24 protein-coding genes are annotated in these 25,432 nt (G+C 64.9%); 13 read left to right on the forward strand and 11 right to left on the reverse strand.

From position 1 onward, the window contains the following. Positions 1–22: 22 nt before the first annotated feature. The 3 genes from FHR70_RS14485 to rpsF all read right to left on the reverse strand — a co-directional run bounded on the left by FHR70_RS14485 (position 23) and on the right by rpsF (position 1,786). Positions 23–988, reverse strand: coding sequence for a DUF2232 domain-containing protein (locus tag FHR70_RS14485; protein WP_183451296.1), 966 nt, complete (start codon positions 986–988; stop codon positions 23–25). Between the two features lie 130 nt (positions 989–1,118). Further along, positions 1,119–1,379 (reverse strand): 30S ribosomal protein S18, encoded by a 261-nt coding sequence (gene rpsR / locus FHR70_RS14490; protein ID WP_036353512.1) that lies wholly within the window; start codon positions 1,377–1,379, stop codon positions 1,119–1,121. A gap of 2 nt (positions 1,380–1,381) precedes the next feature. Beyond that, positions 1,382–1,786 carry a 30S ribosomal protein S6 gene (gene rpsF / locus FHR70_RS14495; RefSeq protein ID WP_183451298.1) on the reverse strand — a complete coding sequence of 135 codons (405 nt, stop codon included), beginning with the start codon at positions 1,784–1,786 and terminating at the stop codon, positions 1,382–1,384. 32 nt (positions 1,787–1,818) lie between these two features. Here rpsF and FHR70_RS14500 point away from each other — a divergent pair, with 32 nt between their 5' ends. Beyond that, positions 1,819–2,007 carry a hypothetical protein gene (locus tag FHR70_RS14500; protein WP_183451300.1) on the forward strand — a complete coding sequence of 63 codons (189 nt, stop codon included), beginning with the start codon at positions 1,819–1,821 and terminating at the stop codon, positions 2,005–2,007. Between the two features lie 43 nt (positions 2,008–2,050). On the opposite strand, the gene FHR70_RS14505 is transcribed toward FHR70_RS14500, so the two are convergent. Further along, on the reverse strand, positions 2,051–2,326 hold the full coding sequence (locus FHR70_RS14505; protein WP_183451302.1) for a hypothetical protein: 276 nt from the start codon (positions 2,324–2,326) through the stop codon (positions 2,051–2,053). A gap of 136 nt (positions 2,327–2,462) precedes the next feature. Between FHR70_RS14505 and FHR70_RS14510 the strand changes: the two genes are divergently transcribed. The 5 genes from FHR70_RS14510 to era all read left to right on the forward strand — a co-directional run bounded on the left by FHR70_RS14510 (position 2,463) and on the right by era (position 6,208). Then, a complete protein-coding gene (locus FHR70_RS14510) occupies positions 2,463–3,221 on the forward strand; it encodes a pyridoxine 5'-phosphate synthase (protein ID WP_183451304.1) in 759 nt (252 codons plus the stop codon). Next, entirely contained in the window at positions 3,218–3,616 is a 399-nt protein-coding gene (gene acpS / locus FHR70_RS14515) for a holo-ACP synthase (RefSeq protein WP_183451306.1), read from the forward strand. Before FHR70_RS14510 ends, acpS begins: the two co-directional genes overlap by 4 nt. A gap of 236 nt (positions 3,617–3,852) precedes the next feature. After that, the gene (gene lepB, locus FHR70_RS14520; protein WP_343058815.1) at positions 3,853–4,593 is read left to right on the forward strand and encodes a signal peptidase I; all 741 of its coding nucleotides are present in this window, start codon (positions 3,853–3,855) and stop codon (positions 4,591–4,593) included. 3 nt (positions 4,594–4,596) lie between these two features. Then, positions 4,597–5,307 carry a ribonuclease III gene (rnc, locus tag FHR70_RS14525; RefSeq protein WP_183451308.1) on the forward strand — a complete coding sequence of 237 codons (711 nt, stop codon included), beginning with the start codon at positions 4,597–4,599 and terminating at the stop codon, positions 5,305–5,307. Continuing rightward, on the forward strand, positions 5,294–6,208 hold the full coding sequence (era, locus tag FHR70_RS14530) for a GTPase Era (protein WP_183451310.1): 915 nt from the start codon (positions 5,294–5,296) through the stop codon (positions 6,206–6,208). The genes rnc and era overlap by 14 nt, the downstream gene beginning before the upstream one ends. Here era and FHR70_RS14535 read toward each other — a convergent pair. Continuing rightward, the gene (locus FHR70_RS14535; RefSeq protein ID WP_183451312.1) at positions 6,205–7,953 is read right to left on the reverse strand and encodes a methyl-accepting chemotaxis protein; all 1,749 of its coding nucleotides are present in this window, start codon (positions 7,951–7,953) and stop codon (positions 6,205–6,207) included. The two genes, era and FHR70_RS14535, sit on opposite strands and share 4 nt — an antisense overlap. 317 nt (positions 7,954–8,270) lie before the next feature. Here FHR70_RS14535 and FHR70_RS14540 point away from each other — a divergent pair, with 317 nt between their 5' ends. Then, positions 8,271–10,046, forward strand: coding sequence for an adenylate/guanylate cyclase domain-containing protein (locus FHR70_RS14540; protein WP_183451314.1), 1,776 nt, complete (start codon positions 8,271–8,273; stop codon positions 10,044–10,046). A gap of 48 nt (positions 10,047–10,094) precedes the next feature. Here FHR70_RS14540 and FHR70_RS24080 read toward each other — a convergent pair whose 3' ends face one another. Continuing rightward, positions 10,095–11,963, reverse strand: a complete 1,869-nt coding sequence (locus FHR70_RS24080; protein ID WP_246408165.1) for an OmpA family protein — start codon at positions 11,961–11,963, stop codon at positions 10,095–10,097. 195 nt (positions 11,964–12,158) lie between these two features. Here FHR70_RS24080 and recO point away from each other — a divergent pair, with 195 nt between their 5' ends. Continuing rightward, positions 12,159–12,890, forward strand: a complete 732-nt coding sequence (recO, locus tag FHR70_RS14550; RefSeq protein ID WP_183451316.1) for a DNA repair protein RecO — start codon at positions 12,159–12,161, stop codon at positions 12,888–12,890. Positions 12,891–12,956: 66 nt separating this feature from the next. Beyond that, a complete protein-coding gene (gene parC / locus FHR70_RS14555; RefSeq protein ID WP_183451318.1) occupies positions 12,957–15,203 on the forward strand; it encodes a DNA topoisomerase IV subunit A in 2,247 nt (748 codons plus the stop codon). Between the two features lie 102 nt (positions 15,204–15,305). Here parC and FHR70_RS14560 read toward each other — a convergent pair whose 3' ends face one another. From FHR70_RS14560 to hemB, 5 genes are all read right to left on the reverse strand, one after another. Continuing rightward, entirely contained in the window at positions 15,306–16,052 is a 747-nt protein-coding gene (locus FHR70_RS14560) for an arginyltransferase (protein WP_183451320.1), read from the reverse strand. Between the two features lie 281 nt (positions 16,053–16,333). Then, on the reverse strand, positions 16,334–16,813 hold the full coding sequence (locus FHR70_RS14565) for an RDD family protein (RefSeq protein ID WP_183451322.1): 480 nt from the start codon (positions 16,811–16,813) through the stop codon (positions 16,334–16,336). Positions 16,814–16,823: 10 nt separating this feature from the next. Continuing rightward, positions 16,824–18,065 carry a threonine ammonia-lyase gene (locus FHR70_RS14570; protein WP_183451324.1) on the reverse strand — a complete coding sequence of 414 codons (1,242 nt, stop codon included), beginning with the start codon at positions 18,063–18,065 and terminating at the stop codon, positions 16,824–16,826. 142 nt (positions 18,066–18,207) lie between these two features. After that, positions 18,208–19,500 carry a branched-chain amino acid ABC transporter permease gene (locus FHR70_RS14575; RefSeq protein WP_183451326.1) on the reverse strand — a complete coding sequence of 431 codons (1,293 nt, stop codon included), beginning with the start codon at positions 19,498–19,500 and terminating at the stop codon, positions 18,208–18,210. An 89-nt stretch (positions 19,501–19,589) separates the two neighbouring features. After that, entirely contained in the window at positions 19,590–20,633 is a 1,044-nt protein-coding gene (gene hemB / locus FHR70_RS14580) for a porphobilinogen synthase (RefSeq protein WP_183451328.1), read from the reverse strand. 249 nt (positions 20,634–20,882) lie between these two features. Between hemB and FHR70_RS14585 the strand changes: the two genes are divergently transcribed. The 4 genes from FHR70_RS14585 (at position 20,883) to glyA (ending at position 25,418) form a co-directional block, all read left to right on the forward strand. Further along, complete coding sequence (locus FHR70_RS14585) at positions 20,883–21,935, forward strand: enoyl-CoA hydratase/isomerase family protein (protein ID WP_183451330.1); 1,053 nt, start codon at positions 20,883–20,885, stop codon at positions 21,933–21,935. Then, the gene (locus FHR70_RS14590) at positions 21,935–22,393 is read left to right on the forward strand and encodes a DUF6163 family protein (RefSeq protein ID WP_183451332.1); all 459 of its coding nucleotides are present in this window, start codon (positions 21,935–21,937) and stop codon (positions 22,391–22,393) included. Before FHR70_RS14585 ends, FHR70_RS14590 begins: the two co-directional genes overlap by 1 nt. 269 nt (positions 22,394–22,662) lie before the next feature. Further along, positions 22,663–23,934 (forward strand): L,D-transpeptidase family protein, encoded by a 1,272-nt coding sequence (locus tag FHR70_RS14595; RefSeq protein ID WP_183451334.1) that lies wholly within the window; start codon positions 22,663–22,665, stop codon positions 23,932–23,934. Positions 23,935–24,113: 179 nt separating this feature from the next. After that, positions 24,114–25,418: a serine hydroxymethyltransferase gene (glyA, locus tag FHR70_RS14600; RefSeq protein WP_183451336.1), complete on the forward strand. Its 1,305-nt coding sequence runs from the start codon at positions 24,114–24,116 to the stop codon at positions 25,416–25,418. Positions 25,419–25,432: the final 14 nt, after the last annotated feature.

Below are 25,432 nucleotides of genomic sequence, written 5' to 3' on the forward strand. Positions count from 1 at the left end.
GTTGTCTCCTTTAGGTTCGTGATCAGGTTGAAAGGGTAGGCGGTGGTGTCGGCCGCGTGCCGATGCGGCGGCGCAGGCCGAGGGTGGAATCGGCGATGCCGAAGAGGGCCAGGGCAACCATGAGGATGCCCTGGGTAACGAAGATCAGGACATAGAGGGCGCTCAGGAGGAAGGAGCGGCCCGAACGGCCTCGCGTACGATCGTGAATGGCTGCCAGGCCCTGCAAGGCAAAAGCCATCAGGAAGGCGCCGGACAAGGCCATGCCCAGCGCGCCAGCGAAACCACCGAGACTTGCCAGGATGAGTCCGCCGATCAGGATCAGCGCGGCGGAGCGGGGCATCACCAGCTCCGGCACCGGCGGCCAGGGGCGCGGCAGGCGCTTGGACGCCAGCACGATCCGGGCGGCGGCCCAGAGGTAGATGGCCAGCACGGTGACGAAGCCTTGAGCCGACAGGAAGGTCGTCAGTCGCGCGAAGATGGCGATCAGCTGCTCGCGGGTCTCGGCATCGAGACCGCCCTCGGCCCCGGTGGCGGCAAACTGGGCGTTCACGAAGGCCTCGGCGACCTCGCGGGTGTTCTGCTCAAAGGCGCTGTAATCGCCGCCCGTCGAGATCACGCCGGCGGCGATGATGGTGAGCGCAGCCGTAGCGGCAGTCCAGGCCAGGAGTCGGCCGACCGGATACCATTCCATGGTGCCGTCCGGTCCGGGGCGCCCGAGCAGGGCAAGGTAGGACAGCCACCAGGCGGGCAGGGCGGTGATCAGTGCAAAGCCAAAACCACTCAGCGGCGACAGGATCAGCGCAATGGCGAGGCCACCGACGATGGCCGCCACGAGGCCGGAGCGGTGGTCCCAGCCGAGGGACACGATCAGGACGGGAATGGGGGCGAGCAGATACAGCATGGCCGCCAGCGGGGTCGCCTTGACGATCACCGCGGTCAGGAGGGCCGATACGAGCCCTGCGCCTATGCCTGTTGCTACAAAATTCATCGTCTCGCTGTCCCGCTGCTCATCGGCAGGGTTAGAGGCATCCGCCTCAACTGACCCGGCGGGGTTCCACCGCTGGGCGATCTGATAGGAGAATGGCTGCCCGATCTGGAGAACGGGCAGCCAAAGAGTTTTAGCGGATCACGTAGGGCAGCAGGCCCAGGAAGCGGGCGCGCTTGATCGCCTGGGCGAGCTCACGCTGCTTCTTGGCCGACACGGCCGTGATGCGGGACGGAACGATCTTGCCGCGCTCGGAGATGTAGCGGGACAGGAGCTTCGTGTCCTTGTAGTCGATCTTCGGCGCGTTGGGACCCGAGAACGGGCAGGTCTTGCGACGACGGAAGAAGGGACGACGGCCGCCGCCAGCGGCGCCACCGGTTGCACCAAATGCCATGATTAAGCCTCCTCGCCTTCGCTGGCGCCGTCGAAGCCGCCGCCGTCGCGCTCACGGCGCTCGCGGTCCTTGCGCTCGTCGCGGTCGCGCTTCTGCATCATCACGGACGGCTCGGTCTCGAGCTCTTCGACCTTGATGGTCATGAAGCGAAGGATGTCTTCGTTGATGCGCATCTGACGCTCCATCTCGGCCACGGCCGGAGCCGGAGCGTTGAGGTTGAACATCGTGAAATGCGCCTTGCGGTTCTTCTTGATGCGGTAGGCGAGGGACTTCACGCCCCACATCTCGGTCTTCTCGACGGTGCCGCCATTCTGCTCGATGACGCCCTTGTACTGGTCGACCATGGTCTCGACCTGCTGCGGGGTGACATCCTGGCGAGCCATGAAGATATGCTCATAGAGAGGCATAATGGGCCTTTCTCAGGGTTTGAGGACAAGCCTTGCACTCTTTTGACGAGTGTCTCGGCCGTTTCGCGCATCCGATCGGCGCCAAGCCCTTCGAGCCTGCAAGGCCCGAGCGATTGTCGAAGGCGGAGACACGGGACGACGGGTTCGTCAAAACCCTGCATGGCCAAGCCATGCCGTCCGTTCAGCCCCCGGCCGGAGCGAACGCGAAGCGGGGGCTATAGTCGATTTGGGTCGGGAAGGCAAGTGACCCGCGTTTCTGCGGGATCAGCGCAGCAATGCAATGCCTAGAAACGGCAGGAGAAACGGAATGATCGCCAGAAGCAGGGCCGCTGGCAACCTGCTGCTCCGGTAGACCAGATATCCGGCCGGAATGACGAAGATGCAGAAGACCGCCGTTGCGAAGACTGCGAATTGGTAGTCGAGACTTCTGTCCATGCCACTATCGGAGTCAGAAACGGTCTCCAGAGCGATCCAAAGCCACAACAGCGTACCAATAATAACAAGAACCGCAGCCGTTCCTCTCAACATGAGTTTGATCACGAGGCTCCTCAACGGTCGACACGAGAACTATATTGCAACAATATTTTCGTGCAAAGCTCTGTGATGAGTCCAAACTTCCATGTGTTCGGAACGAGGCAAGGCTAGTCAGAGCAACGGTTTAATATAAAACACCCTTATGAACGCTCCCCCTTTACGCCTCGGCGTCAACATCGACCACGTCGCCACAGTGCGGAACGCTCGCGGCGGCACACATCCAGACCCGATTAGAGCCGCCCATCTGGCAGTTCTTGCCGGAGCCGACGGGATCACGGCCCATCTGCGCGAGGACCGCCGGCATATCCGGGACCAGGACATGGAGCGCCTCAAGCGCCAGCTCTTCGTGCCGCTCAACTTCGAGATGGCCGCGACCTCCGAGATGGTCGGCCTCGCCACAAGGCTTCATCCCCATGCGGCCTGCCTCGTGCCCGAAAAGCGCGAGGAGCGCACGACCGAAGGGGGACTCGACATCATCGGCGCCCATGCCCATCTGCGTCCGGTGATCAAGGAACTAAAAGGCGAGGGCATCCGCGTGTCCCTCTTCGTCGAGCCGGAAGTTGCGGTCATGGATGCCGCCTGCGAGTTGCAGGCTCCCGTGGTCGAGCTCCACACCGGCACCTATTGCGAGGCTGTCGTCGAAGGCGACGAGGCGCGGATCGCCCATGAGCTGGAGCGCCTGCGCCGTGCGGCCGAACATGGGGCCAGGATCGGCCTCGAGATCCATGCCGGGCACGGGCTCGACCTCAATTCCGTCCGGCCGGTGGCGGCCATTCCGCAGATCGTGGAGCTCAATATCGGCCATTCCCTCATCGGAGAGGCCATCTTCATGGGCCTCGACGAGGCCGTGCGGGCCATGCGGGCCGCCATGGACGAGGGCCGGGCGCAGGTGCCAGCATGATCCTCGGCATCGGATCCGATCTCTGCGACATCCGCAGGATCGAGAAGTCCATCGAGCGCTTCGGCGACCGCTTCACGCACCGGATCTACACGGAGGGCGAGCGGGCCAGGAGCGACCGGCGGGCGGCCCGGGCTCCTTCTTACGCCCGCCGCTTCGCCGCCAAGGAGGCTTGCGCCAAGGCTTTGGGAACGGGCCTGAGCCACGGGGTGTTCTGGCGGGACATGGAGGTGGTCAACCTTCCCGGCGGGCGCCCGACGATGCGCCTGACGGGAGGAGCTCTGGAGTGCCTGCGGGCAATGACGCCTGCCGGTCACAAAGCCGTCGTCCATGTGTCCCTGACCGATGACCCGCCCATGGCCCAGGCCTTCGTGATCATCGAGGCACTGCCGGTGTGATTACAGGGGCTGCGTTGCGGCAGGCCGCGGCTTAGGTTAGAGCATGGCGCGGCAAAGCGGCCTTCCCGGTCGCAATCAGGTGCCGCAGGGACGATATCGAGAGAGGCTTGCACCCGGGGCTGAGTGCAACCCCCTCTCGACTGTCACAGCATAGGAAGGCAGCTGCCGCTGCCCTGTCCAAAGAGCATAGGTCGAGTAACGTGAGCGACAAAACCAGCAAATACGTGGGTAGCACCGTGAAAAACGAAGAAGGCGGCCTCTGGGAAACGATCAAGGTCATCATCCAGGCCCTTCTGATCGCCGTGGTCGTGCGCACCGTGCTGTTTCAGCCCTTCAACATCCCGTCGGGCTCTCTCATCCCGACCTTGCTGATCGGCGATTACCTGTTCGTCTCGAAGTATTCCTACGGCTATTCCAAGCACTCGATCCCGTTCAGCCCGGGCATCTTCTCCGGCCGCATCTTCGGCTCCGAGCCGAAGCGGGGCGAGATCGCCGTGTTCAAGCTGCCGAAGGACAACTCGACGGATTACATCAAGCGCGTGATCGGCTTGCCCGGCGACAAGATCCAGGTGATCAGCGGCGTGCTGCACATCAACGGCCAGCCGGTCCAGCGCGAGCGGGTCGAGGACTACAAGACCACCGATCTTTATGGTCGCACCGTCAGCGTGCCGCAGTACCGCGAGACGCTGCCCGGCGGCGTGTCCCACTTTGTCATCGAGCGCGACAACGACCGTGGCTACTGGGACAACACCAATGTCTACACGGTGCAGCCCGGTCACTTCTTCATGATGGGCGACAACCGGGACAACTCCACCGATTCCCGCGACGAGGCGAGCGTCGGGCAGGTGCCGTTCGAGAATCTGGTGGGCCGCGCCGAGATCATCTTCTTCTCGATCGACGAGACGGCGTCCCTCTGGCGGCCCTGGGAATGGCCGCAGAAGATCCGCTGGAACCGTCTCTTCGAGGGGATCCGCTGACCCGTGGCACGCCGCAAGCCGAACCTCGATGAGCTTCTGAACAAGCTTGGCTACCGCTTTGAAAAACGTGCGCTCCTGGACGAAGCGCTGACCCATGTCAGCGCTCCCAAGGCGGACGGACAAAGCTATCAGCGCCTGGAATTCTTAGGGGATCGGGTGCTCGGCCTCGCCATCGCAGACCTGCTCTACCGCACCTTTCCGGGTGCCCCTGAGGGCGAGCTCTCCCGGCGTCTGGCGGAACTCGTACGGCGTGAGAGCTGCGCCGAGATCGCCATCGCGTGGGATGTCGGACCCTATCTCAAGCTCGGCGCCGGCGAGGCGCATTCGGGCGAGCGGCGCAACCAGACCATCCTGGCGGATGTGTGCGAGGCGATCATCGGCGCCGTCTTCCTGGATGGCGGCTACGAGGCTGCCCGCAGCCTTGTCGAGCGGGCCTTCCAGCCGCTGCTGGAGGCTCCCCGCCGTCCGCTCCGCGATCCCAAGAGCGCCCTGCAGGAATGGGCGCAGGGGCGTGGCCTGCCGCCACCGACCTATTCCATCGTCGAGCAAACCGGGCCGGATCACGCACCGAAGTTCCGGGTGATGGTGAAGGTCAAGGGAGCGGAAACCGAGTTCGGCCTCGGCACATCGAAGCGTGTCGCGGAACAGGCGGCGGCGCGGAGCCTTCTCTTGAGAGAGGGCGTCTGGACGGAGGAAGAGCATGGAACAGCCTGAACAGACCACCACCAAGGCCGGTTTCGTCGCTCTCATCGGCGCTCCGAATGCCGGAAAGTCGACCCTGCTGAATTCGCTCGTCGGCTCTAAGGTTTCCATCGTGTCGCGCAAGGTGCAGACGACCCGCGCCCTGGTGCGCGGCATCGCCATCGAGGGCGAGGCACAGATCGTGTTCGTGGATACTCCCGGCATTTTCAAGCCGAAGCGCCGCCTCGACCGCGCCATGGTGACCTCGGCTTGGGGCGGGGCAGGCGATGCGGACGTGATCGCGCTCCTGCTCGACGTGCGCAAGGGCATCGACGAGGAGGCCGAGGCGATTCTCGCCAAGCTGCCGGAGCTGAAGCGCCCGAAGGTCTTGATCCTCAACAAGATCGACCTGATCGAACGCTCCAAGCTCCTGGAGATGGCCGCCAAGCTCAACGAGCAGGTGCCCTTCGCCCACACCTTCATGATCTCGGCCCTCAAGGGCGACGGCATCGAGACCATGAAGCGCCAGCTCGCGCAGATGATGCCGGAAGGCCCTTGGCTCTACCCGGAGGACCAGATTTCCGACGCGCCGCTTCGCATGCTGGCGGCTGAGATCACCCGCGAGAAGATCTACGAGCGCCTGCACGAGGAACTGCCCTATCAGTCCACCGTCGAGACGGATCAGTGGCAAGTGCGGCCCGACGGGTCGGTGCGCATCGAGCAGACCGTGTTCGTGGAGCGCGACAGTCAGCGCAAGATCGTGCTCGGCAAGGGCGGCCAGACCATCAAGGCCATCGGCCAGGCGGCCCGCAAGGAGATTGCCGAGATCGCCGAGTCGCCGGTTCACCTCTTCATCTTCGTGAAGGTGCGCGAGAACTGGAGCGACGATCCCGAGCGCTACCGCGAGATGGGCCTGGAGTTCCCGCGCGGCTAAGCGCGATACGCCGTCCGCAACCCGCCCCAGTGGCGGCCGAGGACGCGGATGGGAGCGTCCACCTCCTGCATCATGACGATCTTGCCGCCGCCCATGTCTCGGGCATAGGCCTGTACGATGAAGGGCCGCGTGGAGCGGGCCGCCGTGATGCCGGCGCGATCGTCGAAGATCCGCTTGTTGCGGGCGTTCGCCGCGTTCCACACCGGGTCGCCGGCCCGCTGCGGCTGCGAGTAGATCCGGTTGTGAACCGGAATATAGCCGTTCCGGTCGATAGCGAGGCAGAAGGCCATGACGGAATCCGTGGCCAGAACTTTCTCGATGATCGGGGGCAGGAGCCTCTCGAAAACGGGCAGATAGGCTGTGCCGTACTGGACCGGGTCGGTGCCTGGGATCATTCGATAATCGGTGTCGAAGACGCTGTCCCGCGAGACTTGGCCATCGGCCACGGACTGCTCGATCAGCCTCTCCACCTGACGGGCCGTCTCCTGAGCGAGCAGGATGCGCGGCCGGTAAGTTGCCTCCACCTGCGCGACGAAATCGTCGATGCGCAGGCGTGCCTCATCGTTGAGCCTGTCGAAGCCGCAATGAATGCCCATGGAGCTGACGGCGACGATCCTGGCGTTGACCCGGCCGAGATGCTGGATGTCGATCTCCACCGGCATGTCCGGCCTCACATCGACATTCGGAATGGCCGCCATGAGCAGGCCGCCGGCGCTGACGTCGATCAGCCGGGAGGAAACGCCGCGATGGGCAAACCACAGGGTCGCCGAGCGTTCGACGGGAAAACGGTCAGCCCGGCGTCGGTCGCCGATTTCGCTCTGTCGGATCACGGTGACGAAACGCTGCCCGAGGGCTTTTGCCAATCCGTCAGCCTTCCGGGTAGCTTGATCGGCCTCATCGGCCCTGGCGCTTGCATTCAGGGAGATGGAATCCACGTCGCCGGCCCGATCGCTCACCCGGGCCACGCTGGAGGATGTCTCGCCAGCAAGGCGGGAGGCTTCGCTGATGGCGGAGTTCTGCTCCCCGACGGCACCGCGCACCGTATCGAAGACAGGGCGGACGCCTTGGACCGCCTCCACCACTTCCGTCACGGCGGTCGTCGAGGCCTGGGCTGTTTCGCGCAGGCGGTCGATCCGAAGGCGGATGTCGTCGGCGGCCTTGCCGGTCTGGGTGGACAGCACCTTCACTTCGCTGGCCACCACGGCAAAGCCCTTGCCGGCCTCGCCGGCGCGCGCTGCCTCGATGGTGGCGTTCAGCGCCAGCAGGTTCGTCTGGCGCGCCACGGCCGAGATCGTATCCACGATGCCGACGATTTCCGCCGTAGCAGTCGACAACTGCATGATCAGGTCGCTGGCCTTCCGGGCGGCCTGGATCGCGTTGTCGACCCGCGTGCTCGCATGCTCCATCGAGCGGCCGATCTCAGCCGATGTGACCGCGAGTTCCTCGGTGGATGAGGCCAGCGAAAGGCTCTCGGCCGATGCGGTCTTGCCCGAGGCGGCAAGCTCTCCGGCATGGAGGCGGATCTCGGCCAGATCCTTCTCCACGGCAGCGACGTCGGAGGCGGCGACCGCGATCGCCCGCGTGACGCCCTCGATGGCTTTCAGAACGTCGGCCTCAAGCGAATCCACCACCTCGGTGTCGAGGCGGCTCTCCCGCGTGACCAGGGGCGTTTCTTCCTCCGATGCGACCTGAACGGTTTCGTCCGGGGCCTCTGCTTGTGGAGCGCGCCGCAGAATACCAAACATCGCCGGGCTTCCATTCTTCTTGTGAGTAACCCAGCGTCATCTTGAAAGGTTAATGAAGAGAAAATACTCCAAGATCTTCCGTCTCTTTTCGCCACATCTTGTGCATGGCGGGTCGAATGAGAGGCCTTTCTTATCCTCAGGCCCACATTCCGATGACGAGAATCCTTTATTTCACGCCATTTTAAGAGCCTTCGCAACGCAACCAGATGAACCGTTGGGCTTTAACATGAAAGTTGATGGAAAGGCGGTTTGTCTCCGGACACGGCCTTTCTGACGTTGCGTTCCAGCCGTTTCAGCGTCGATGTCCCGGAGAGGCCATGAGCAGCCCTTCTGACCAAACGGCGCAAAGGCGTCTCGCAGCTGTCCTCGCCGCTGACGTGGTAGGCTATTCTGACCTCATGTCGAGAGACGAGGAAGGCACTCTCAGCCGCCTCAGGGATCTTCGTCGTCACATCATCGAGCCCCGCATCCGTCTCCATCACGGGCGGCTCGTGAAAACCATCGGGGATGGATTCCTGGTTGAGTTCGCGAGTCCGGTCGATGCCGTTCGCTGTGCGGTCGATCTTCAGGAGGCGATTGCCGGAGGTTCAGAGAAGGAGGCGACCAAACCCCTTCAGATGCGCGTCGGCATCAATATCGGTGACATCATGGTCGAAGAGGACGGCGACATCTTCGGCGACGGGGTGAACATCGCATCCCGGCTGCAGAAGATGGCGCTGCCCGGTGGGATCTGCCTTTCCGGAAAGGTCTATGAAGAGGTCAGAGGCAAGCTTCCCTATGATTTCGAAGATAAGGGGGAGCATCAGTTCAAGAACATCGGTCGACCGATCAGGGTCTTCTGCCTCCTGGAGGGAATGGATACGGGGCAGCGGTCGGGGGAGCGCCGCTCCTCCAGCTCCCGTCAGGAAGGGCCTTCCATCGCGGTGCTGCCCTTCGCCAATCTCAGTAAGGATCCGGAGCAGGAGTATTTCGCCGACGGCATCGTCGAGGACATCATCTCGGCTCTGTCGCGTTTCAAGTCGTTCTTCGTGATCGCCCGGAACTCGACCTTTGCCTACAAGAGTCGCGTGGTCAGCGTGCAGCAGATCGGCCGCGAACTCGGCGTCCGCTACGTGCTGGAGGGCAGCGTGAGGCGCTCAGGTTCGAAGATTCGAATTACTGCGCAGCTTGTCGATGCGAGCACCGGGATGCATCTCTGGGCCGAGCATTACGATGGTGTCGCCGAGGATGTGTTCGATCTCCAGGATCAGATCACCGCCAGCGTCGTGGGTTCGATCCAGCCGTCGATCAGAGCGGCCGAGATCGAGCGGGCCAGGCGCAAGCGACCGGAAAATCTCGATGCCTATGACCTCGTGATGCGAGCGCTCCCCTATGTCTGGGCTCTCGAATTCGAAGCCAACAAGGAAGCGGCAAGGCTCCTGGACAAGGCGCTTCTTCTCGATCCGGGCTATCCGCTCGCCATGGCTTTGGCCGCTTGGTGTCGCGGCCAGCGGATCGTCTACAACTGGTCGAAGAACCTTCAGGAAGACAAGCGCGAGACCCTGCGCCAGGCCCAGGCCGCGGCGGCCATCGCTCACGACGATCCCTTCATCCTTACGGTTCTTGGTGCCGCGCTGACGATCACGAGAGAGTTCCAGCGTGCCACATCGATGCTGGACCGCGCGCTGTCGCTGGATCCGAACTCGGCTTGGGCTTGGAACCGAAGCGGCTGGCTGCGCAACTATCATGACGACCCGGAGGTCGCGATCCAGCATTTCGAACGGTCCCTGCGCCTGAGCCCCTTCGACCCCATGGCATTCAACTGCGAAGTCGGAATCGGATGCGCCCACTTCATCGCAAGACGGTACGATCTTGCTGCGCAATGGCAGGAAAAGGCACTCATGAGCAAGCCGAGGACCGCTTGGATCCATCGCACGCTCGCGCCAGCTTATGCCCTGGCGGGTGAGACCGACAAGGCGCGGGAAAGTGTCGGAGAGCTGATGAAGGATTACCCCGGAATCAAGATCCCCGACATTTTACAGGCGATGGCCTTCACCAAGGAAGTGATGAGCCGGTTCGCCGAGGGGCTCCGACAGGCGGGCTTGCCGGAATAAGCGCCGCAAATGAAAACCGGGAGGGTGAGGCCCTCCCGGTCTTTGAGGTTACTGCTGGTTCTGGCCCTGCAGCAGCGGGGTGATCCGGCGCAGGGTCACGCGCCGGTTTTCGCGCTCGGGACCTTGCGAGGCCACCTTCAGGTACTGCTCGCCATAACCCTGGGTGGTCAGGTTTTCGGCGGGGATCTGGAAGCGCTCCGACAGGATCGTCGCGATGGTTTCCGCGCGACGGTCGGAGAGGGTCAGGTTGTCCTCGTCCGCGCCGACCGCATCCGTGTGGCCCTCGACCAGGAAGATCTCGTTCGGGTTGCGGGAGATCGCCTGACGCAGGCCATCCGCGATCACCCGCAGCTGATCGATCTGATCCGGGGGCAACTCCCAGGAGCCGAACTCGAACGTGATCGTGTCGAGATCGACCCGCGGCATGCGCTGGCGTAGGGGCTGGCTGCGACGGATCTCATCGAGCGTGTAAGCGCGTTCGATGCGCTCCACCGGCGGGGCCGTGAAGGCCTCGACGATGTCGGCTTCGGAAGCACGCTCCGTCTCGACGATGTAGCGCTCGCGCGGAATGGTAACCCTCGGAGGCGGCAGACGGATCACCTCCTCCTCCACATAGCCATAGCCCGGGCGACGCTCAATGCCGCTGCGGCGGTTCTCGATCAGCACGACCTCACGGCCTGCCGCCTCTCGCCGCACACGTCGGATCAGGTTGCCGTCCTCATCGCGCACGGTGACGATCTCGGAGCCGTCAGGACGGCGCACGATCGTGACCTCTTCGTTTCCACCGCGCCGCTCCACGCGGACGTCGGCGTCGCGATAGGTCCGGCGGAAGCGCTCGGTTTCGTCACTGCGGATGATGACGTTGTTGCCCTCACGGATGATCGTGCGGTTGCCGGGCTCCTCAATGATCACCCGATCGCCTTCACGGCGCTCCCGACGCTCGCGACGAAGATCCTCGATTCGAACGCGGGACGCATCCAGCGGCTGGGCCGTGGCGGGGGCTGCCTGCCGAGGTTCCGTCTGGGCCGGGACTGGTGCCGTAGGCTGGGCCCGCGTTGCCGGAGCAGTCGGTGCCGGCGTCGGAGCAGCGGTCGGCGCGGAAGGCGCGGGAGCCGCCGGGGCTGTGGTCGTGGTGGGCGCGTCCTGCCCGGGACGCTGATCGCGGGCGCGCTGGCGATCACGGTCTGGTCGCTCGGTGTCACCCTGGCGGGTGGGCCGCTCCGCATCGGTCGGACGAGGCGCACCCGCCGCAGGCCGCTGCTGGGCCGGGGCCGGAGGTGTGGCCGGCTGCGCCGCCGGAGCCGGTGCTCTCGGCGGGGTTCCGGCAGCAGGTGACTGCTGTCCAGGGCGTTCGGCGGCGGGACGATCACGGTTCCGCTCGCGCTCCTGGGCGGCCGGTCGGGCAGGACGCTCAGGTGTCTCGGCGGAAGGCTGCGCGCGTTCTGCAGGAGCCTGCGCGGGGCGCGCAGGCGTGGCCGGTGTCGTGCCGGAAGGCGGCGTGGGCCGCTCGCCAGGCTGCGCCGCGCCGCGACGTGGCGGCGGAGCCTCATCGGATTCAGTCGCGCGGGATCCGCGTGGCCCCTCAGGACCGCCGCGTTCCGCCGGGCCGGCGCCGCGGGGTGGGCGCTGCCCCCGCTCCTCGGAGGCTCCGGGGCCTCCGGCATCCTGGCCGCCCTGCCTGCGCTCCTGCGCGTCCTGCCGGCGCTCCTGGCCCTGGCGTCCGCCACGCGGCTGGTCTCCGTCCTGCTGGCCCTGCCGTCTCGGGCGGGCGCCGGGCGGCAGCTCCTCATCGGCGCTCGGTCCGGCTTGGGCCAGGACGAGAGGTGTCACGGCTTCCGGCTGGAGGGCCGATACGCTGACTGGCAGCAACATCAGGGGAAGGGCGGTGCTCGCAAGAAACAGGCTGGAAAGCTTCATGGTCCTCAATTCATCACTAGACACACTAAGGTGTTCGACAATGTGAGGGGGGCTGTTTGGTTCCCCCGGAGCGGATTTCGGCTTTTGCAACAGAATATTAGAAGTTGCCCCATAACGTTGGAGAATATGGATGAATGCCCCCTGAATGCCTACATCAGGAGCTCGGGCATCCCTTTTTGAAGGCTACCGGGACTGATGCACTGGACTGACGAAGGCGTCGTTCTCGGCGTCCGCAAGCACGGGGAGGCCAGCGTCATTCTCGAGTTGATGACGCGTGAGCACGGCCGACACATGGGGCTTGTCCATGGCGGGCGATCCAAGACCCTTCAGGCGGTGCTCCAGCCCGGCAACACCGTGCAGGCGACCTGGCGGGCACGGCTCGACGAGCATCTGGGCACCTACCAGGTCGAAGGGCTGAACCTGCGCGCCGCGCGCCTAATGGGCTCCTCCATGGCGTTGTACGGTTTGGCGACGCTCGCTCATCTTCTGCGCTACTTTCCGGAGCGGGACCCGCATTTCGCCCTCTACGAGACGCTCACCGTCCTGGTCGACCACCTGGACGACCCCGATCTCGCACCGCCGCTGTTCGTGCGCTTCGAGCTCGCCATGCTGACCGAGCTCGGCTTCGGGCTAGACCTCACAAGCTGCGCCGCTACCGGCACCGAGCGGGACCTGACCTATGTGTCGCCCCGGAGCGGGCGGGCAGTCTCGGCCGAGGCCGGAGCGCCCTACAAGGACCGCCTGCTCAAGCTGCCCGGGTTCCTGATCGGCCAGACCAGAGCCAACCGGCCGCGGGAGGAGGACATCCGTGAGGGATTTGCGCTCACCGACTTCTTCCTGCATCAGAACGTCTTCGGCCCCCAGGGGCAGCGGGCGCCGGAGGAGCGGGCGCGTTTCGTCGCACTGGCCACGGCTGGGGACGAATGAAGTTTGTTTCTGTTATGTTCTCTTTTCAGATGATAAGAAGCGATTCGCAGTTGAGGATTTCGAGTTATGGGTAAGCCGGTCAATCCGCCGTCAGGGGGCGAGATCGAGAACATCAATCTCAAGGACGCCCTGGAGGAGCGCTATCTCGCCTACGCGCTCTCGACCATCATGCACCGGGCGCTCCCGGATGCGCGCGACGGGCTCAAACCCGTCCACCGGCGGATCCTGCACGCCATGCGGCTCCTGCGGCTTGACCCGAAGGCGGCGCCGAAGAAATGCGCCCGCATCGTCGGCGACGTGATGGGTCAGTTCCACCCGCACGGCGACCAGTCGATCTACGAGGCCCTGGTGCGCATGGCGCAGGACTTCGCCCAGCGCTATCCGCTGGCGGACGGGCAGGGCAATTTCGGCAACATCGACGGTGATGGCGCCGCCGCTATGCGCTACACCGAGGCGCGCATGACCGAAGTGGCGCGCCTGCTGCTGGAAGGAATCGACGAGGACTCGGTCGATTTCCGCGAGACCTACGACCAGGCCAACGAGGAGCCGGTGGTGCTGCCGGCCGCCTTCCCGAACCTGCTGGCCAACGGCTCGCAGGGCATCGCGGTCGGCATGGCGACCTCGATCCCGCCGCACAACGCCGCCGAACTCTGCGACGCGGCCCTGCACCTGATCGCGAAGCCCAATGCCGGCACCGAGCAGCTGATGCAGTTCGTGCAGGGTCCGGACCTTCCGACCGGCGGCATCATCGTCGACACGCCGGCCGCCATGGCGGAGACCTACAGCACCGGCCGCGGCTCGTTCCGCGTGCGCGCACGCTGGGCGAAGGAGGATCTCGGTCGCGGCAACTGGCAGATCGTCGTCACCGAAATTCCGTATGCCGTGCCGAAGTCGCGCCTGATCGAGAAGATCGCCGAGCTGCTGCAGGAAAAGAAGCTGCCGCTGCTGGCCGACGTGCGCGATGAATCGGCCGAGGATATCCGCGTGGTGCTCGAGCCCCGCGCCAAGACGGTCGATCCGATCATCCTCATGGAATCGCTGTTCAAGCTCACCGAGCTCGAGAGCCGAGTTCCGATGAACGTGAACGTACTCGCCGGCGGCAAGGTGCCGAAGGTCCTGAGCCTCGCCGAGTGCCTGCGCGAATGGCTCGACCATCGCCGCGAGGTGCTGATCCGCCGCTCCCGGTTCCGGCTCGCCGCCATCGACCGGCGCCTGGAGATCTTAGGGGGCCTGCTCATCGTCTATCTCGACCTCGACCGGGTGATCAAAATCATCCGCGAGGAGGACGAGCCGAAGCAGGAGCTGATGCGCGTTTTCCAGCTCACCGAGGTCCAGGCCAACGCCATCCTCGACACGCGCCTGCGTTCGTTGCGCAAGCTCGAGGAGATGGAGCTCAAGCGCGAGCAGAAGAACCTGCAGGACGAGAAAGCGAAGATCGAGGAGCTTCTGGACTCCGAGAAGGTGCAGTGGAAGACAATCTCCGCCGAGATCAAGGAGGTCCGCAAGACCTTCGGCCCCGACACCGCTCTGGGCAAGCGCCGCACCACCTTCGATCAGGCGCCGGACACCTCCGACATCGACTTCGCGGAGGCCATGATCGAGCGCGAGCCGATCACGGTCATCGTGTCCGAAAAGGGCTGGATCCGCGCCATGAAGGGCCACCAGGCGGATCTCTCCGGCGTGCAGTTCAAGGGCGACGATGCGCTGAAAGTCGCGTTCTTCGCCGAGACCACGTCCAAGATCGTCGTGGTGGCGGACAATGGCCGCTTCTTCACGCTGGATGCCTCTAAGCTCCCCGGCGGCCGCGGCTTCGGCGATCCGATCCGCCTGATGGTGGACCTCGAGGAGGGCGCGGATTTCATCGCGGCCTTCCCGTACCGGGCCAGCTCGAAGCTGCTCGTCGTGGGCACCGATGGACGCGGCTTCATCGTGCCGACGGAGGAGATCACTGCGAACACCCGCAAGGGTAAGCAGATCCTCAATCTCGACGCGCCGGCCAAGATGGCGGTCTGCACCGAGGCCGAGGGCGATCACGTCGCGATCATCGGCGAGAACCGCAAGCTGCTGATCTTCCCGTCGAAGCAGGTGCCGGAGATGACCCGCGGCAAGGGCGTTCGCCTCCAGCGCTACAAGGACGGCGGCGTCTCCGACGCCAAGGTCTTCAAGCTGAAGGAAGGACTGACCTGGAAGGACACCTCGGGCCGCACCTGGACGGTCGCCAAGGAAGACCTGCGCGACTGGATGGGAGACCGCACCGAGGCCGGCCGCCTGCCGCCCAAGGGTTTCCCTAAGTCGAACAGGTTTGGGGAGTAAGGCTGATCAACAGTCATCCCGGGCGGCGCGAGCCGATCCGGGATCGTTCTCATAACTCACCACGTCATGACCGGGCCTGCCCGGCCATGACGTGCGTAAAAATCATTCCACCCGTGCCCAGCCTTGCGCCAGCAGCCGCTCCTGCGGCTTGAAACGGGCCTTGTAGCCCATCTTCTTCGAACCCTCGACCCAGTAGCCGAGGTAAAGATACGGCAGGCCCATCGCCCTGGCGCGGCGGATGTGGTCGAGGATCATGAAGGTACCGAGGCTGCGGTCGTGCAGGTCCGGCTCGTAGAACGAATAGACCATGGAAAGGCCGTCGCTCATCTCGTCGGTGAGGCAGACGGCGATGAGATCGCCCGAGCCCTTGCCGGTGATGCCGCTGTCGATGCCGCGCCGGCGGTACTCGATGAGCTTCGTGTCCACATGGCTGTCCTCGACCATCATGGAATAGTCGAGCACCGTCATGTCGGCCATGCCGCCATCCGCGTGGCGCGTGTCCACGTAGCGGCGGAACAGGGAATACTGCTCTGAGGAGGGACGGTTGGGCAGGGCGTTGCCGATGAGATCGGCATTGTCCTTCAGGACGCGCTTGAGATTGCCCGAGGGCTCGAACTCATCCACGAGAACCCGCACCGACACGCAGGCCCGGCACGCATCGCAGGCGGGCCGGTAGGCGATGGTCTGCGACCGCCGGAAACCGCCCTGCGTGAGGATCTCGTTCAGCTCCCGCCCGCGCCGTCCCACGATATGCGTGAAGACTTTTCGCTCCTCCTTGCCCGGCAGGTAGGGGCATGCGGACGGGGAGGTGAGGTAGAACTGCGGGGCGTCGCGGGGCTGGCTCGTCAATCGGGAAAGCCTTGTGGAGAAACCTTGAGCGCTTCGTCAACGCTCGAAGGATAACATTGGTGTCCCGTACGTCCAGGAAAAGAGATCGGTAGTCACAGGGGCGTGTTCTGTGCCCCGAAATATCCCTCCACAATTCCCGGCCTCATCCTGAGGAGCCGCTGAAAGCGGCGTCTCGAAGGAGGCTCCCGTGGCCTCTGGAGGCGCCCTCGTCCTTCGAGACGGTGCTTACGCACCTCCTCAGGATGAGGCTTATCTTAAAGGCTGCACTTCACCCATTGGTTTCAGGCCCGCACCACCATCATCCCCGTGAGCAGATCCCGGATGAATCGCCGATCGTCACGGACGAAGCCCACGAACACGTCGCAGGCCCAGAGCAGGAAGGTCGAGATCGCCACGTAGAAGAACAGCGCGTGCACGGCGGCCGCCAGCGGGGAGGCGCCCCGGCCGGTACGCGGATCGATGACGCGCAGGCCCATGTAGCGCATGCCGACCGTCGCCTGGGACGCGCCGCCGATGGTCACCGCGTTGTAGACGATGAAGATCAGCGCCGTGAGCGGAAGCGCGAAGAACAGCCCCCAGCCGAGGCCGAGCGTGATGATCCCGAGGAAGAAGATTCCGATGGAGATCAGCACGACCCATAGGGCAATCACGACCAAGTCGATCAGGTAAGCCCAGAAGCGGCGGCTGATGACGCCTTCCGTCACCCGGTCGACCTCGTAGGACGGATAGTTCAGGGTCGGCGGGTAGGGGCGGTTGACCATGGGTCTCTCCTCAGAAGGCGGTCTCGGGCAGGCTGCGGGACACGATCCGCTGCGGAGCGAGTCCCTCGGCCGCCAGAGCCTCGAACACCTCCAATGTATGTTGTCTGTCGCGCGTTTCGATAGTGATGTCGATGGAAACGCCCTTGGCCGGAACGTCGAGGAACAGACGGCCGTGCGATACCTCCAGGATGTTGGCCCCGAGCTGACCCAGAAGGCTCGCCACGCGCCCGAGAAGGCCGGGCCTGTCATTGGACGTGATGCGGAACGAGGTGATGCGGTCGTCGCGTTCCAGCTCGCGCACCATCACGGAGGCAAGGATCCGGGCGTCGATGTTGCCGCCGCAGAGCACGAGGCCGACGCGCTTGCCCTCGAATCGTTCGGGCTGCGCCATCATGGCCGCGAGGCCCGCCGCGCCCGCGCCTTCCGCCATGGTCCGCTGCAGGGTGGCATAGGCGTTGACCGCGCGCTCGATCAGCGGCTCCTCGACGGCGATGATGTCGGACACGAGATCGCGCACGATGGGCAGCGGCAGCTGCCCGACGGTCTTGACCGCAATGCCTTCGGCCAACGTCGCGCCGCCGATGGGCTGGTTCTGGCCCAGAATGGCGTTGCGGAAGGACGGGTAGAGGGCAGCCTCCACGCCGATGATCTCGATGGAGGGTTTGAGCGCCTTCACGGCGACCGTGATGCCGGAGATGAGCCCGCCGCCGCCGATAGGCACGATGATCTGGTCAAGATCCGGCGCATCCGCCAGCATCTCCAGCCCGATGGTGCCCTGTCCGGCCATGACCTTTGGGTCGTCATAAGGGTGCACGAAGACGAGGCTCTCGGCCTCGGCGATCTCGCGGGCGCGGGCGGCGGCTTCATACAGCGTCTCGCCGAAGAGGATCACCTTGGCCCCGTAGGAGCGCGTGTTCTCCGCCTTCACCAGGGGCGTGCCCTCCGGCATGACGATGGTGGCCGGAATGCCGAGGCGCCGGGCGTGGTAGGCCACGGCCTGGGCGTGGTTGCCGGCCGACATGGCGATGACACCGCGGGTGCGCTCGTCGGATGTCAGGCTTTCCAGCTTCGTCACCGCGCCACGCTCTTTGAAAGAGCCTGTCGGCTGCATGTTCTCGTGCTTCACGCAGACTGTGGCGCCGGTGAGCTGCGACAGGCGAGGGGCGGGAACGAGCGGCGTCCGCAGCACCTGGCCCCGGATCGTCTCCGCGGCACGGGTTACATCGTCGATGGTGATGGCGTAATCGGCCACGGTATCCTCCGGAATCGTATTATAGCCCTCGGAGCATCGGCCCCAAAAGTGGGAACCACTTTTGGGATTGATCCGATGTCGCTCTTCTTTGTCTGGCGCATCGTTTGAGCGGAAAACCGGGTCCACTTTTCCGCACGATGCGCTAGACGGGTCTTGGTGTCGGATCTTGGAAACCCAGCAGGCCGCCGGGCCGGAAGATCAGGAACACGACGAGCGCCGCATAAAGCGCCATGTCGCGGACCTCGATGGGCAGGTACGCCGACCACAGGGTCTCGAACAAGCCCACGGCGAAACCTCCTAACATCGCGCCGGGGATGGAGCCAATCCCGCCGATGATGGCGGCGATCAGCGCCTTGAGCCCGTATTGGAAGCCTCCCGCGAAGCCGAGGCCACCATATTGCGCGACAATCAGCATCCCCGAGAGTCCCGCCATGGCGCCAGCCAGCGCTAGGGTCTGGATGAGCAGGCGCGGGCCGTTGACGCCCATGAGCTCGGCCGCTTTCGCATCGTCCGCATAAGCCCGCCAAGCCCGTCCGAAGGCGGTGGCCTGAACAAGCCACAGGAGCCCAAGAGCCGCGATCAGGCCGATACCGCTGGTGATCGCCGTGATCGGCGTCAGGCTGACGAGAAAATCCTGTGCACGGGCGAGAGGCCAGGCCTCGGACCAGATCGGCGGCAGCCACACGGTCAGGGGGCTTTGCACGAGCCGCAGGTACTCCATGAGGAACAGCGAGAGGCCGACAGTCGCGATGAGGCTTGGCTGGGGACTCTCGGCGGTGATGCGGCCAATGGTGAAGTGCCCCCCGACCGCGCTGTGGATCGCGCCCGCGAAAAGCGAGGCGGCGAGGCCTGCCGCAAGCCCGAGCACGGGTGCGCTTGTGCCCGAGGCCAGCACGATCGAGGCGCCCGCAATGGTTGCCGCCGAGCCGATGGCGGCGAGTTCGCCGAAGGCGAGATTGATTCGGCCGCTCAGGCCGAAGACCAGCGCGAAGGAAACCGAAAGCAGGGCATAGATGGCGGTTCGCGGCAGGCTCACGAGGATCTGCTGCAGCCAATAGGCCACATCTAACGGGATCTCGGCCACATCCGCATCGGGGCGGCTGCCGGGATCGCCGGCCGCGCCTTCCGGGGTGTCGAGATAATAGCGCTTGAGCATGTAAAGGCTGGCGCCGGACAGCGGACCTTCCTCCGTGCCAAGGCCGGTCAACTCCGCCTTGTTGGGCGACAGCCCCTCCGCGGCGAACTGGCAGATGGCGAACCGTTCCAAGATCGGGCGGTCGGGATATTGGGCGATGTAGTCGATCCGCAGGCTCCGCGCGACCGGCCCCACGCGTACCCGCTCGACCGTGACCACCGCACCGGAATTGAGGGCGGGGAGCGCAGAGCGGCAGACCCGCGCCTGCTCGGCATCGATGGTGAGGGAGCAGGCTGCCAAAAGGCTCAGACCCAGCAGGCAGGCGGCCCAGCGCCAAACGCTACGAGACCTTGAGCCTGACACGTGCGGGCCTGAGCTGTTGCTGGGTATCAGCCTTGGTTCTTCAGCTTCTCGGCGACCTGGGGGGCAAAGTAAGTGAGGATGCCGTCCGCGCCTGCACGCTTGAAGGCCAGAAGGCTTTCCATCATTGCCCGCTCCCCGTCGATCCAGCCATTGGCGGCTGCGGCCTGGATCATGGCATATTCGCCGGAGACCTGATAGGCGAAGGTTGGAACCGCGAAGGTGTCCTTCGCCCGGCGCACGATGTCGAGATAGGGCATGCCGGGCTTCACCATGATCATGTCGGCGCCTTCCTCGAGGTCGAGGGCCACCTCCCGCATGGCTTCGTCGGAATTCGCCGGATCCATCTGGTAGGTGCGCTTGTCGCCCACGAGACAGGCGCTGGTGCCGATGGCATCACGGAACGGACCGTAGAAGGCCGAGGCATATTTCGCCGCATAAGCCATGATCTGCACGTCCTGAAACCCGGCCCCATCAAGACCTTCGCGGATCGCCGCGACACGGCCGTCCATCATGTCCGAGGGCGCGATGATGTCGGCTCCGGCCTCGGCCTGGAGCAGGGCTTGGCGCACCAGCAGGGCGACCGTCTCGTCGTTGAGGATGCGCTCGCCGTCCATCACGCCGTCATGGCCGTGGCTGGTATAGGGGTCGAGGGCGACGTCGCAGATGATGCCGATATTCGGCACCGCCTTCTTGATCTCGCGCGCGGCGCGGCAGACGAGATTACGGCTGTTCAGCGACTCGGATCCGGTCGGATCGCGGAGTGCCGGATCGGTATAGGGAAAGAGCGCGATGGCCGGAATGTCGAGCGATGCCGCCCGCTCGGCCTCGCGTACGGCTTCAGTGATGGTGAGCCGCTCGACGCCCGGCATGGAGGCGACGGGTGTGCGGCCGCTCGCGCCCTCGACGATGAAGATCGGCCAGATCAGGTCGTTTGCTGTGAGTACGTTCTCGCGCACCAGCCGCCTTGACCACTCGGCCTTGCGGTTGCGGCGCGGGCGGTGGGACAGGTTCAGCGAGGACGAAAGGGCTTCCCCCGGGGAGGGGCGGCGGAACGGCGACAGCTTCGACATGATCCTCATTCCAGGGCCGGCATCGCTGCGCCGGCGGCTTATCTGAGGGTTAGCACATTTAAATCGCTCTAAAAAAGGGTTCGAGGTCGCAGAATGGCCCGATCCATGTGAAATCGCCCTCAACCCAGCCATGCGTTGACGGCTGCGCCGGTCTGTCATCCCCGGTGGCCGAAGGCCGCGATTGGCACGAGCGCATTGACGGCCGGTCCCGGCCTTGTTTTAAGCCGCAGCGAGATGAAGGAGTGGTCCATGGACGAGAGCGTCGAAGTCGTCTGCGAGAAGCAGGGTAAGGCCGGGCTCATCACGCTCAACCGTCCCAAGGCGCTCAATGCCCTCAACCTCGCCATGGTGCGCGAGATGCGCCGGGCTCTGGACGCCTGGGAGCGGGACCCATCCGTCACCCGGGTTGTCGTCCAGGGAGCCGGCGAGAAGGCCTTCTGCGCCGGAGGGGACATCCGGCAGCTCACCGAGGACCTGAAGGCCGGCAAGCGCGATGAGGCGCTGGCCTTCTGGCGCGAGGAATACCAGCTCAACATCCGCATCAAGCGCTATCCCAAGCCCTATATCGCCCTCATCGACGGCATCGTCATGGGCGGCGGGGTCGGCGTGTCCCTGCACGGCTCGCATCGGGTGGCGGGCGAGCGCTACCTTTTCGCCATGCCCGAGGTGGGCATCGGCTTCTTCCCGGATGTGGGCGGTACCTATGCCCTGCCGCGGCTGCCGGGCGAGACCGGCATGTATCTCGCGCTCACCGGCGAGCGGGTGAAGCGGGCGGATGCGGTCATGCTGGGGCTGGCGACGCACTCGGCGGCGAGTGCCGACATCCCCGCCTTGCGCGATGCGCTGATTGCCGGCGCGCCGGTGGAGGAGGCTCTTGCCCGAGCCGCTGCCGATCCCGGCCCCGCGCCGCTGGAGGCCCATCGGGCCGTAATCGATTCCTGCTTCTCGGCCGAGAGCGTAGCCGCTGTCCTGCAGCGCCTCGACGAGGCTGCCGCCAAGGGTTCCGAGTTTGCGGCCAAGACCGTCGTCGGCATGCGCACCAAGTCGCCGACCAGCATGACCCTGGCCTTCGAGCAGGTGCGCCGGGGCGCCTCCCTCGATTTCGAGGAGGCCATGAAGGTCGAGTTCCGGATCGTGTCCCGCATCGGCGACGGCCACGATTTCTACGAGGGCGTCCGGGCGGTCCTCATCGACAAGGACAACCAGCCCCGCTGGCAGCCGGCCTCCCTCGACCAGGTGGACAGAGCCGTCATCGAGCATCACTTTTCAGGCCTCGGGCCGCACGAGCTGGAGACCGCCTGATGCCCCACAGAGGCAGCCCTTCGTCCGCCCACGCGGCACGGGAGTACTTGTCCGACCGGATCGAGGAGCGCCCCGCGCCTCAGGGATTTCTGCGCTGGAGCTTCGTGCTCACCTGCTTCATGCGCATCCTGGCGGTGCTCTGGATCATGAAGGGCCTCAGCGCCTGGGCCGTGATTCTGGGCGTCTGGACTCCGGTCGGCCAGTTCGAAGCCCGCTCCACGGGCTATCAGGCCACCATCATCTACTTCGCCCTCATCGACCTGATCGCCGCCGTAGGCCTCTGGATGGCGAGCACCTGGGGGGGAATCATGTGGCTTCTGGCCATCATGAGCCACCTGATCCTGGCAGCCTTCTTCCCGGGGATCCTCTCCAGCGGGGTGACGACCGTGGCATTCTTCCTGACGTTGATGGCCGTCTATCTGGCCATTTCCTGGCTCGCAGCCCGCGAAGGTCACTGACGGGAGCCGCAACGGGCCAGACGGCCAAGCTCCTCACGCAGAAGTGTATCCTCAACACAACAGTTCAAAGTTACATAGCGCTCAAGGGCGGTTCCGGGGTGCGAGGAGCGCTCCATGGGCCGCTTTGCCATAAAACGGCCCCGATGTTCCTCGTTTTCGATACCGTTCTTTAATCCTATCCCGGCACTTATCGCCAGGAGAGGGAAGGGGCCGGGCAGCTGTCCGCCGCTCCCGCCATGACCACTTCTAACCGGGAAGAGCCTGCGCTCATGTTGTCTCGCCGTACCCTTCTGACTGGATCGCTCGCCCTGATCTTCACGCCGGCCACTGGGGCCATGGCCCAGCAGTTTGCCCAGACCCAGGCCGAGTGGTCGCAGAATTACGAGGCGGTCTCCCGCACCCGCGTCCAGCGGACCTCGACTCCCATGCTCTCGGCCGAGTCTCTCGCGGCCACCGAGCAGATGATCGAATACTACCGCAACATCGCGGCCCGCGGCGGCTGGCAGCCCGTGCAGGGCGTCCAAGGTCTGCGCGTCGGCTCCAAGAGCCCTGCTGTCATGGCTCTGCGCCAGCGCCTCATCATCACGGGCGACCTCGATCAGGCAGCCGGCGAGTCGCCGATCTATGATTCTTACGTCGAGGCGGCCGTCCGCCGCTTCCAGGCCCGCCACGGCATCAGCTCTACGGGCACCATGACGGGCCCGACCGTGGTCGCCATGAACGTCCCGGTCGAGCTGCGCATCCGTCAGCTTGAGATCAACGTCGCCCGCCTGCGCAGCCTCGTCGGCTCCGGGCTGCCCGGCCGCTATGCGGTCGCCAACATCCCGGCCGCTCTCGTCGAGGCGGTGGAAGGCGGCGTCGTCCATTCCCGGCACGCGGCCGGCGTCGGCAAGATCGACCGTCAGTCGCCCCTGCTGAATTCCAAGGTGGTCGAGGTCAACTTCAACCCGTTCTGGACGGCTCCTGCCTCGGTGGTCAAAAAGGACCTCATTCCGAAGATGCAGAAGGAGCCGAACTACCTGACCGAGAACAAGATCCGCATCTTCAATGCGGCCGGCCAGGAGGTTCCCTCGAGCCAAATCAACTGGTTCTCGGACGAGGCGACCCGCTACCGCTTCCGTCAGGATCCGGGCGGCGACCTGAACTCGATGGGTTTCGTGCGCATCAACATCCCGAACCAGCACGGGGTCTACATGCACGACACGCCCTCCAAGGGCATCTTCGGCGACGATTTCCGCTTCGTCTCCTCGGGATGCATCCGCATCCAGAACGTGCGCGACTACATCGAGTGGCTCCTGAAGGACACCTCCGGCTGGAGCCGCGAGCAGATCGACGCCACGTTCAAGTCGGGTGAGCGCATCGATGCCCGCCTGGCGCAGCCCGTTCCGATCCACTGGATCTATGTCACTGCCTGGGCGACCCCGGACGGCCTCGTGCAGTTCCGCGACGACATCTACAACAAGGACGGCCTCGGGAACGCCATCCCGGTCGCCAGCCGGGTGCCGACCGAGCCGGACCAGGAGATGTTCCTACAGAACTGAGGTTCTTCTCTCAGAAAGCTTTGACAGCCCGCCCTTCGGCGGGCTGTTGCATTTCATAAGCCGGGTGGGCATGTCTCCGGAGCAGTTGGCGCGGCGAAGCCCGCCATGGTAAAGGCCACGGCATGTGCAGATCGAGCGGCCGTTTCGGCTAAGGCTCCCAGGAAGGCGAGGGTGAATCCATGAGCGCGAGTGAAGCGGCACACAGCCATCTCTCAAACAGCTTCTTTTCAGCAAGCCTCGCCGACAGCGATCCCGAGATCGCGCGCGCCATCGGACTGGAGCTCGGCCGCCAGCGCGACGAGATCGAGCTGATCGCCTCCGAGAACATCGTCTCGCGCGCCGTCCTTGAGGCTCAAGGCTCCGTGATGACCAACAAGTATGCGGAGGGCTATCCGGGCCGCCGCTACTATGGCGGCTGCCAGTTCGTGGACATGGCCGAGGAGCTCGCCATCGAGCGCGCCAAGCGCCTGTTCGACTGCAAGTATGCCAACGTCCAGCCCAATTCCGGCTCTCAGGCCAACCAGGCGGTGTTCATGGCGCTCATGAAGCCGCGCGACACCTTCATGGGTCTCGACCTCGCCTGCGGCGGTCACCTGACCCACGGCTCTCCGGTGAACATGTCCGGCAAGTGGTTCAACGTGGTGAGCTACAAGGTCCGCGAGAGCGACCAGATCATCGACATGGACGAGGTCGCGCAGCTGGCCCGCGAGCACAAGCCGAAGGTAATCGTCGCCGGCGGGTCGGCCTATTCCCGGTTCTGGGACTTCGCTCGATTCCGCGAGATCGCCGACGAGGTCGGGGCCTTCTTCATGGTGGACATCGCGCATTTCGCTGGTCTCGTGGCGGGCGGCGCCCATCCGTCGCCGTTCCCGCACGCCCATGTGGTGACCACCACCACCCACAAGACCCTGCGTGGCCCGCGTGGCGGCATGATCCTCACCAACGAGGAAGATCTCGCCAAGAAGATCAACTCGGCCATCTTCCCTGGCCTCCAGGGCGGCCCGCTCATGCACGTGATCGCCGCGAAAGCCGTGGCGTTCGGCGAAGCCCTGCGCCCCGAGTTCAAGCTCTATGCCCGTTCCGTGGTCGAGAACGCCAAGGTGCTGGCCGACACGATGCTCGCCAACGGCTATGCCATCGTGGCCGGCGGCACGGACAACCACCTGATGCTGGTCGATCTTCGCCCGAAGAAGCTCACCGGGAAGGCGGCCGAAGCGGCCTTAGGCCGCGCGCACATCACCTGCAACAAGAACGGCGTGCCCTTCGATCCCGAGAAGCCGATGGTCACCTCCGGCGTTCGTCTTGGGACGCCGGCCGCCACCTCGCGCGGATTCGGCGTGGCCGAGTTCAGGAAGGTGGGCGAGCTGATCGTCGAGACCCTGGATGGCCTCGCGAAGCACGGGGACGAGGCCAATGCCTCGGTCGAGGAATCGGTGAAGGCTCGCGTTCACGAGCTCACCCGCCGCTTCCCGATCTACGCCTGAGGTTGAAGCCGACC

Source organism: Microvirga lupini (assembly GCF_014191055.1).
Taxonomy (GTDB): domain Bacteria; phylum Pseudomonadota; class Alphaproteobacteria; order Rhizobiales; family Beijerinckiaceae; genus Microvirga; species Microvirga lupini_A.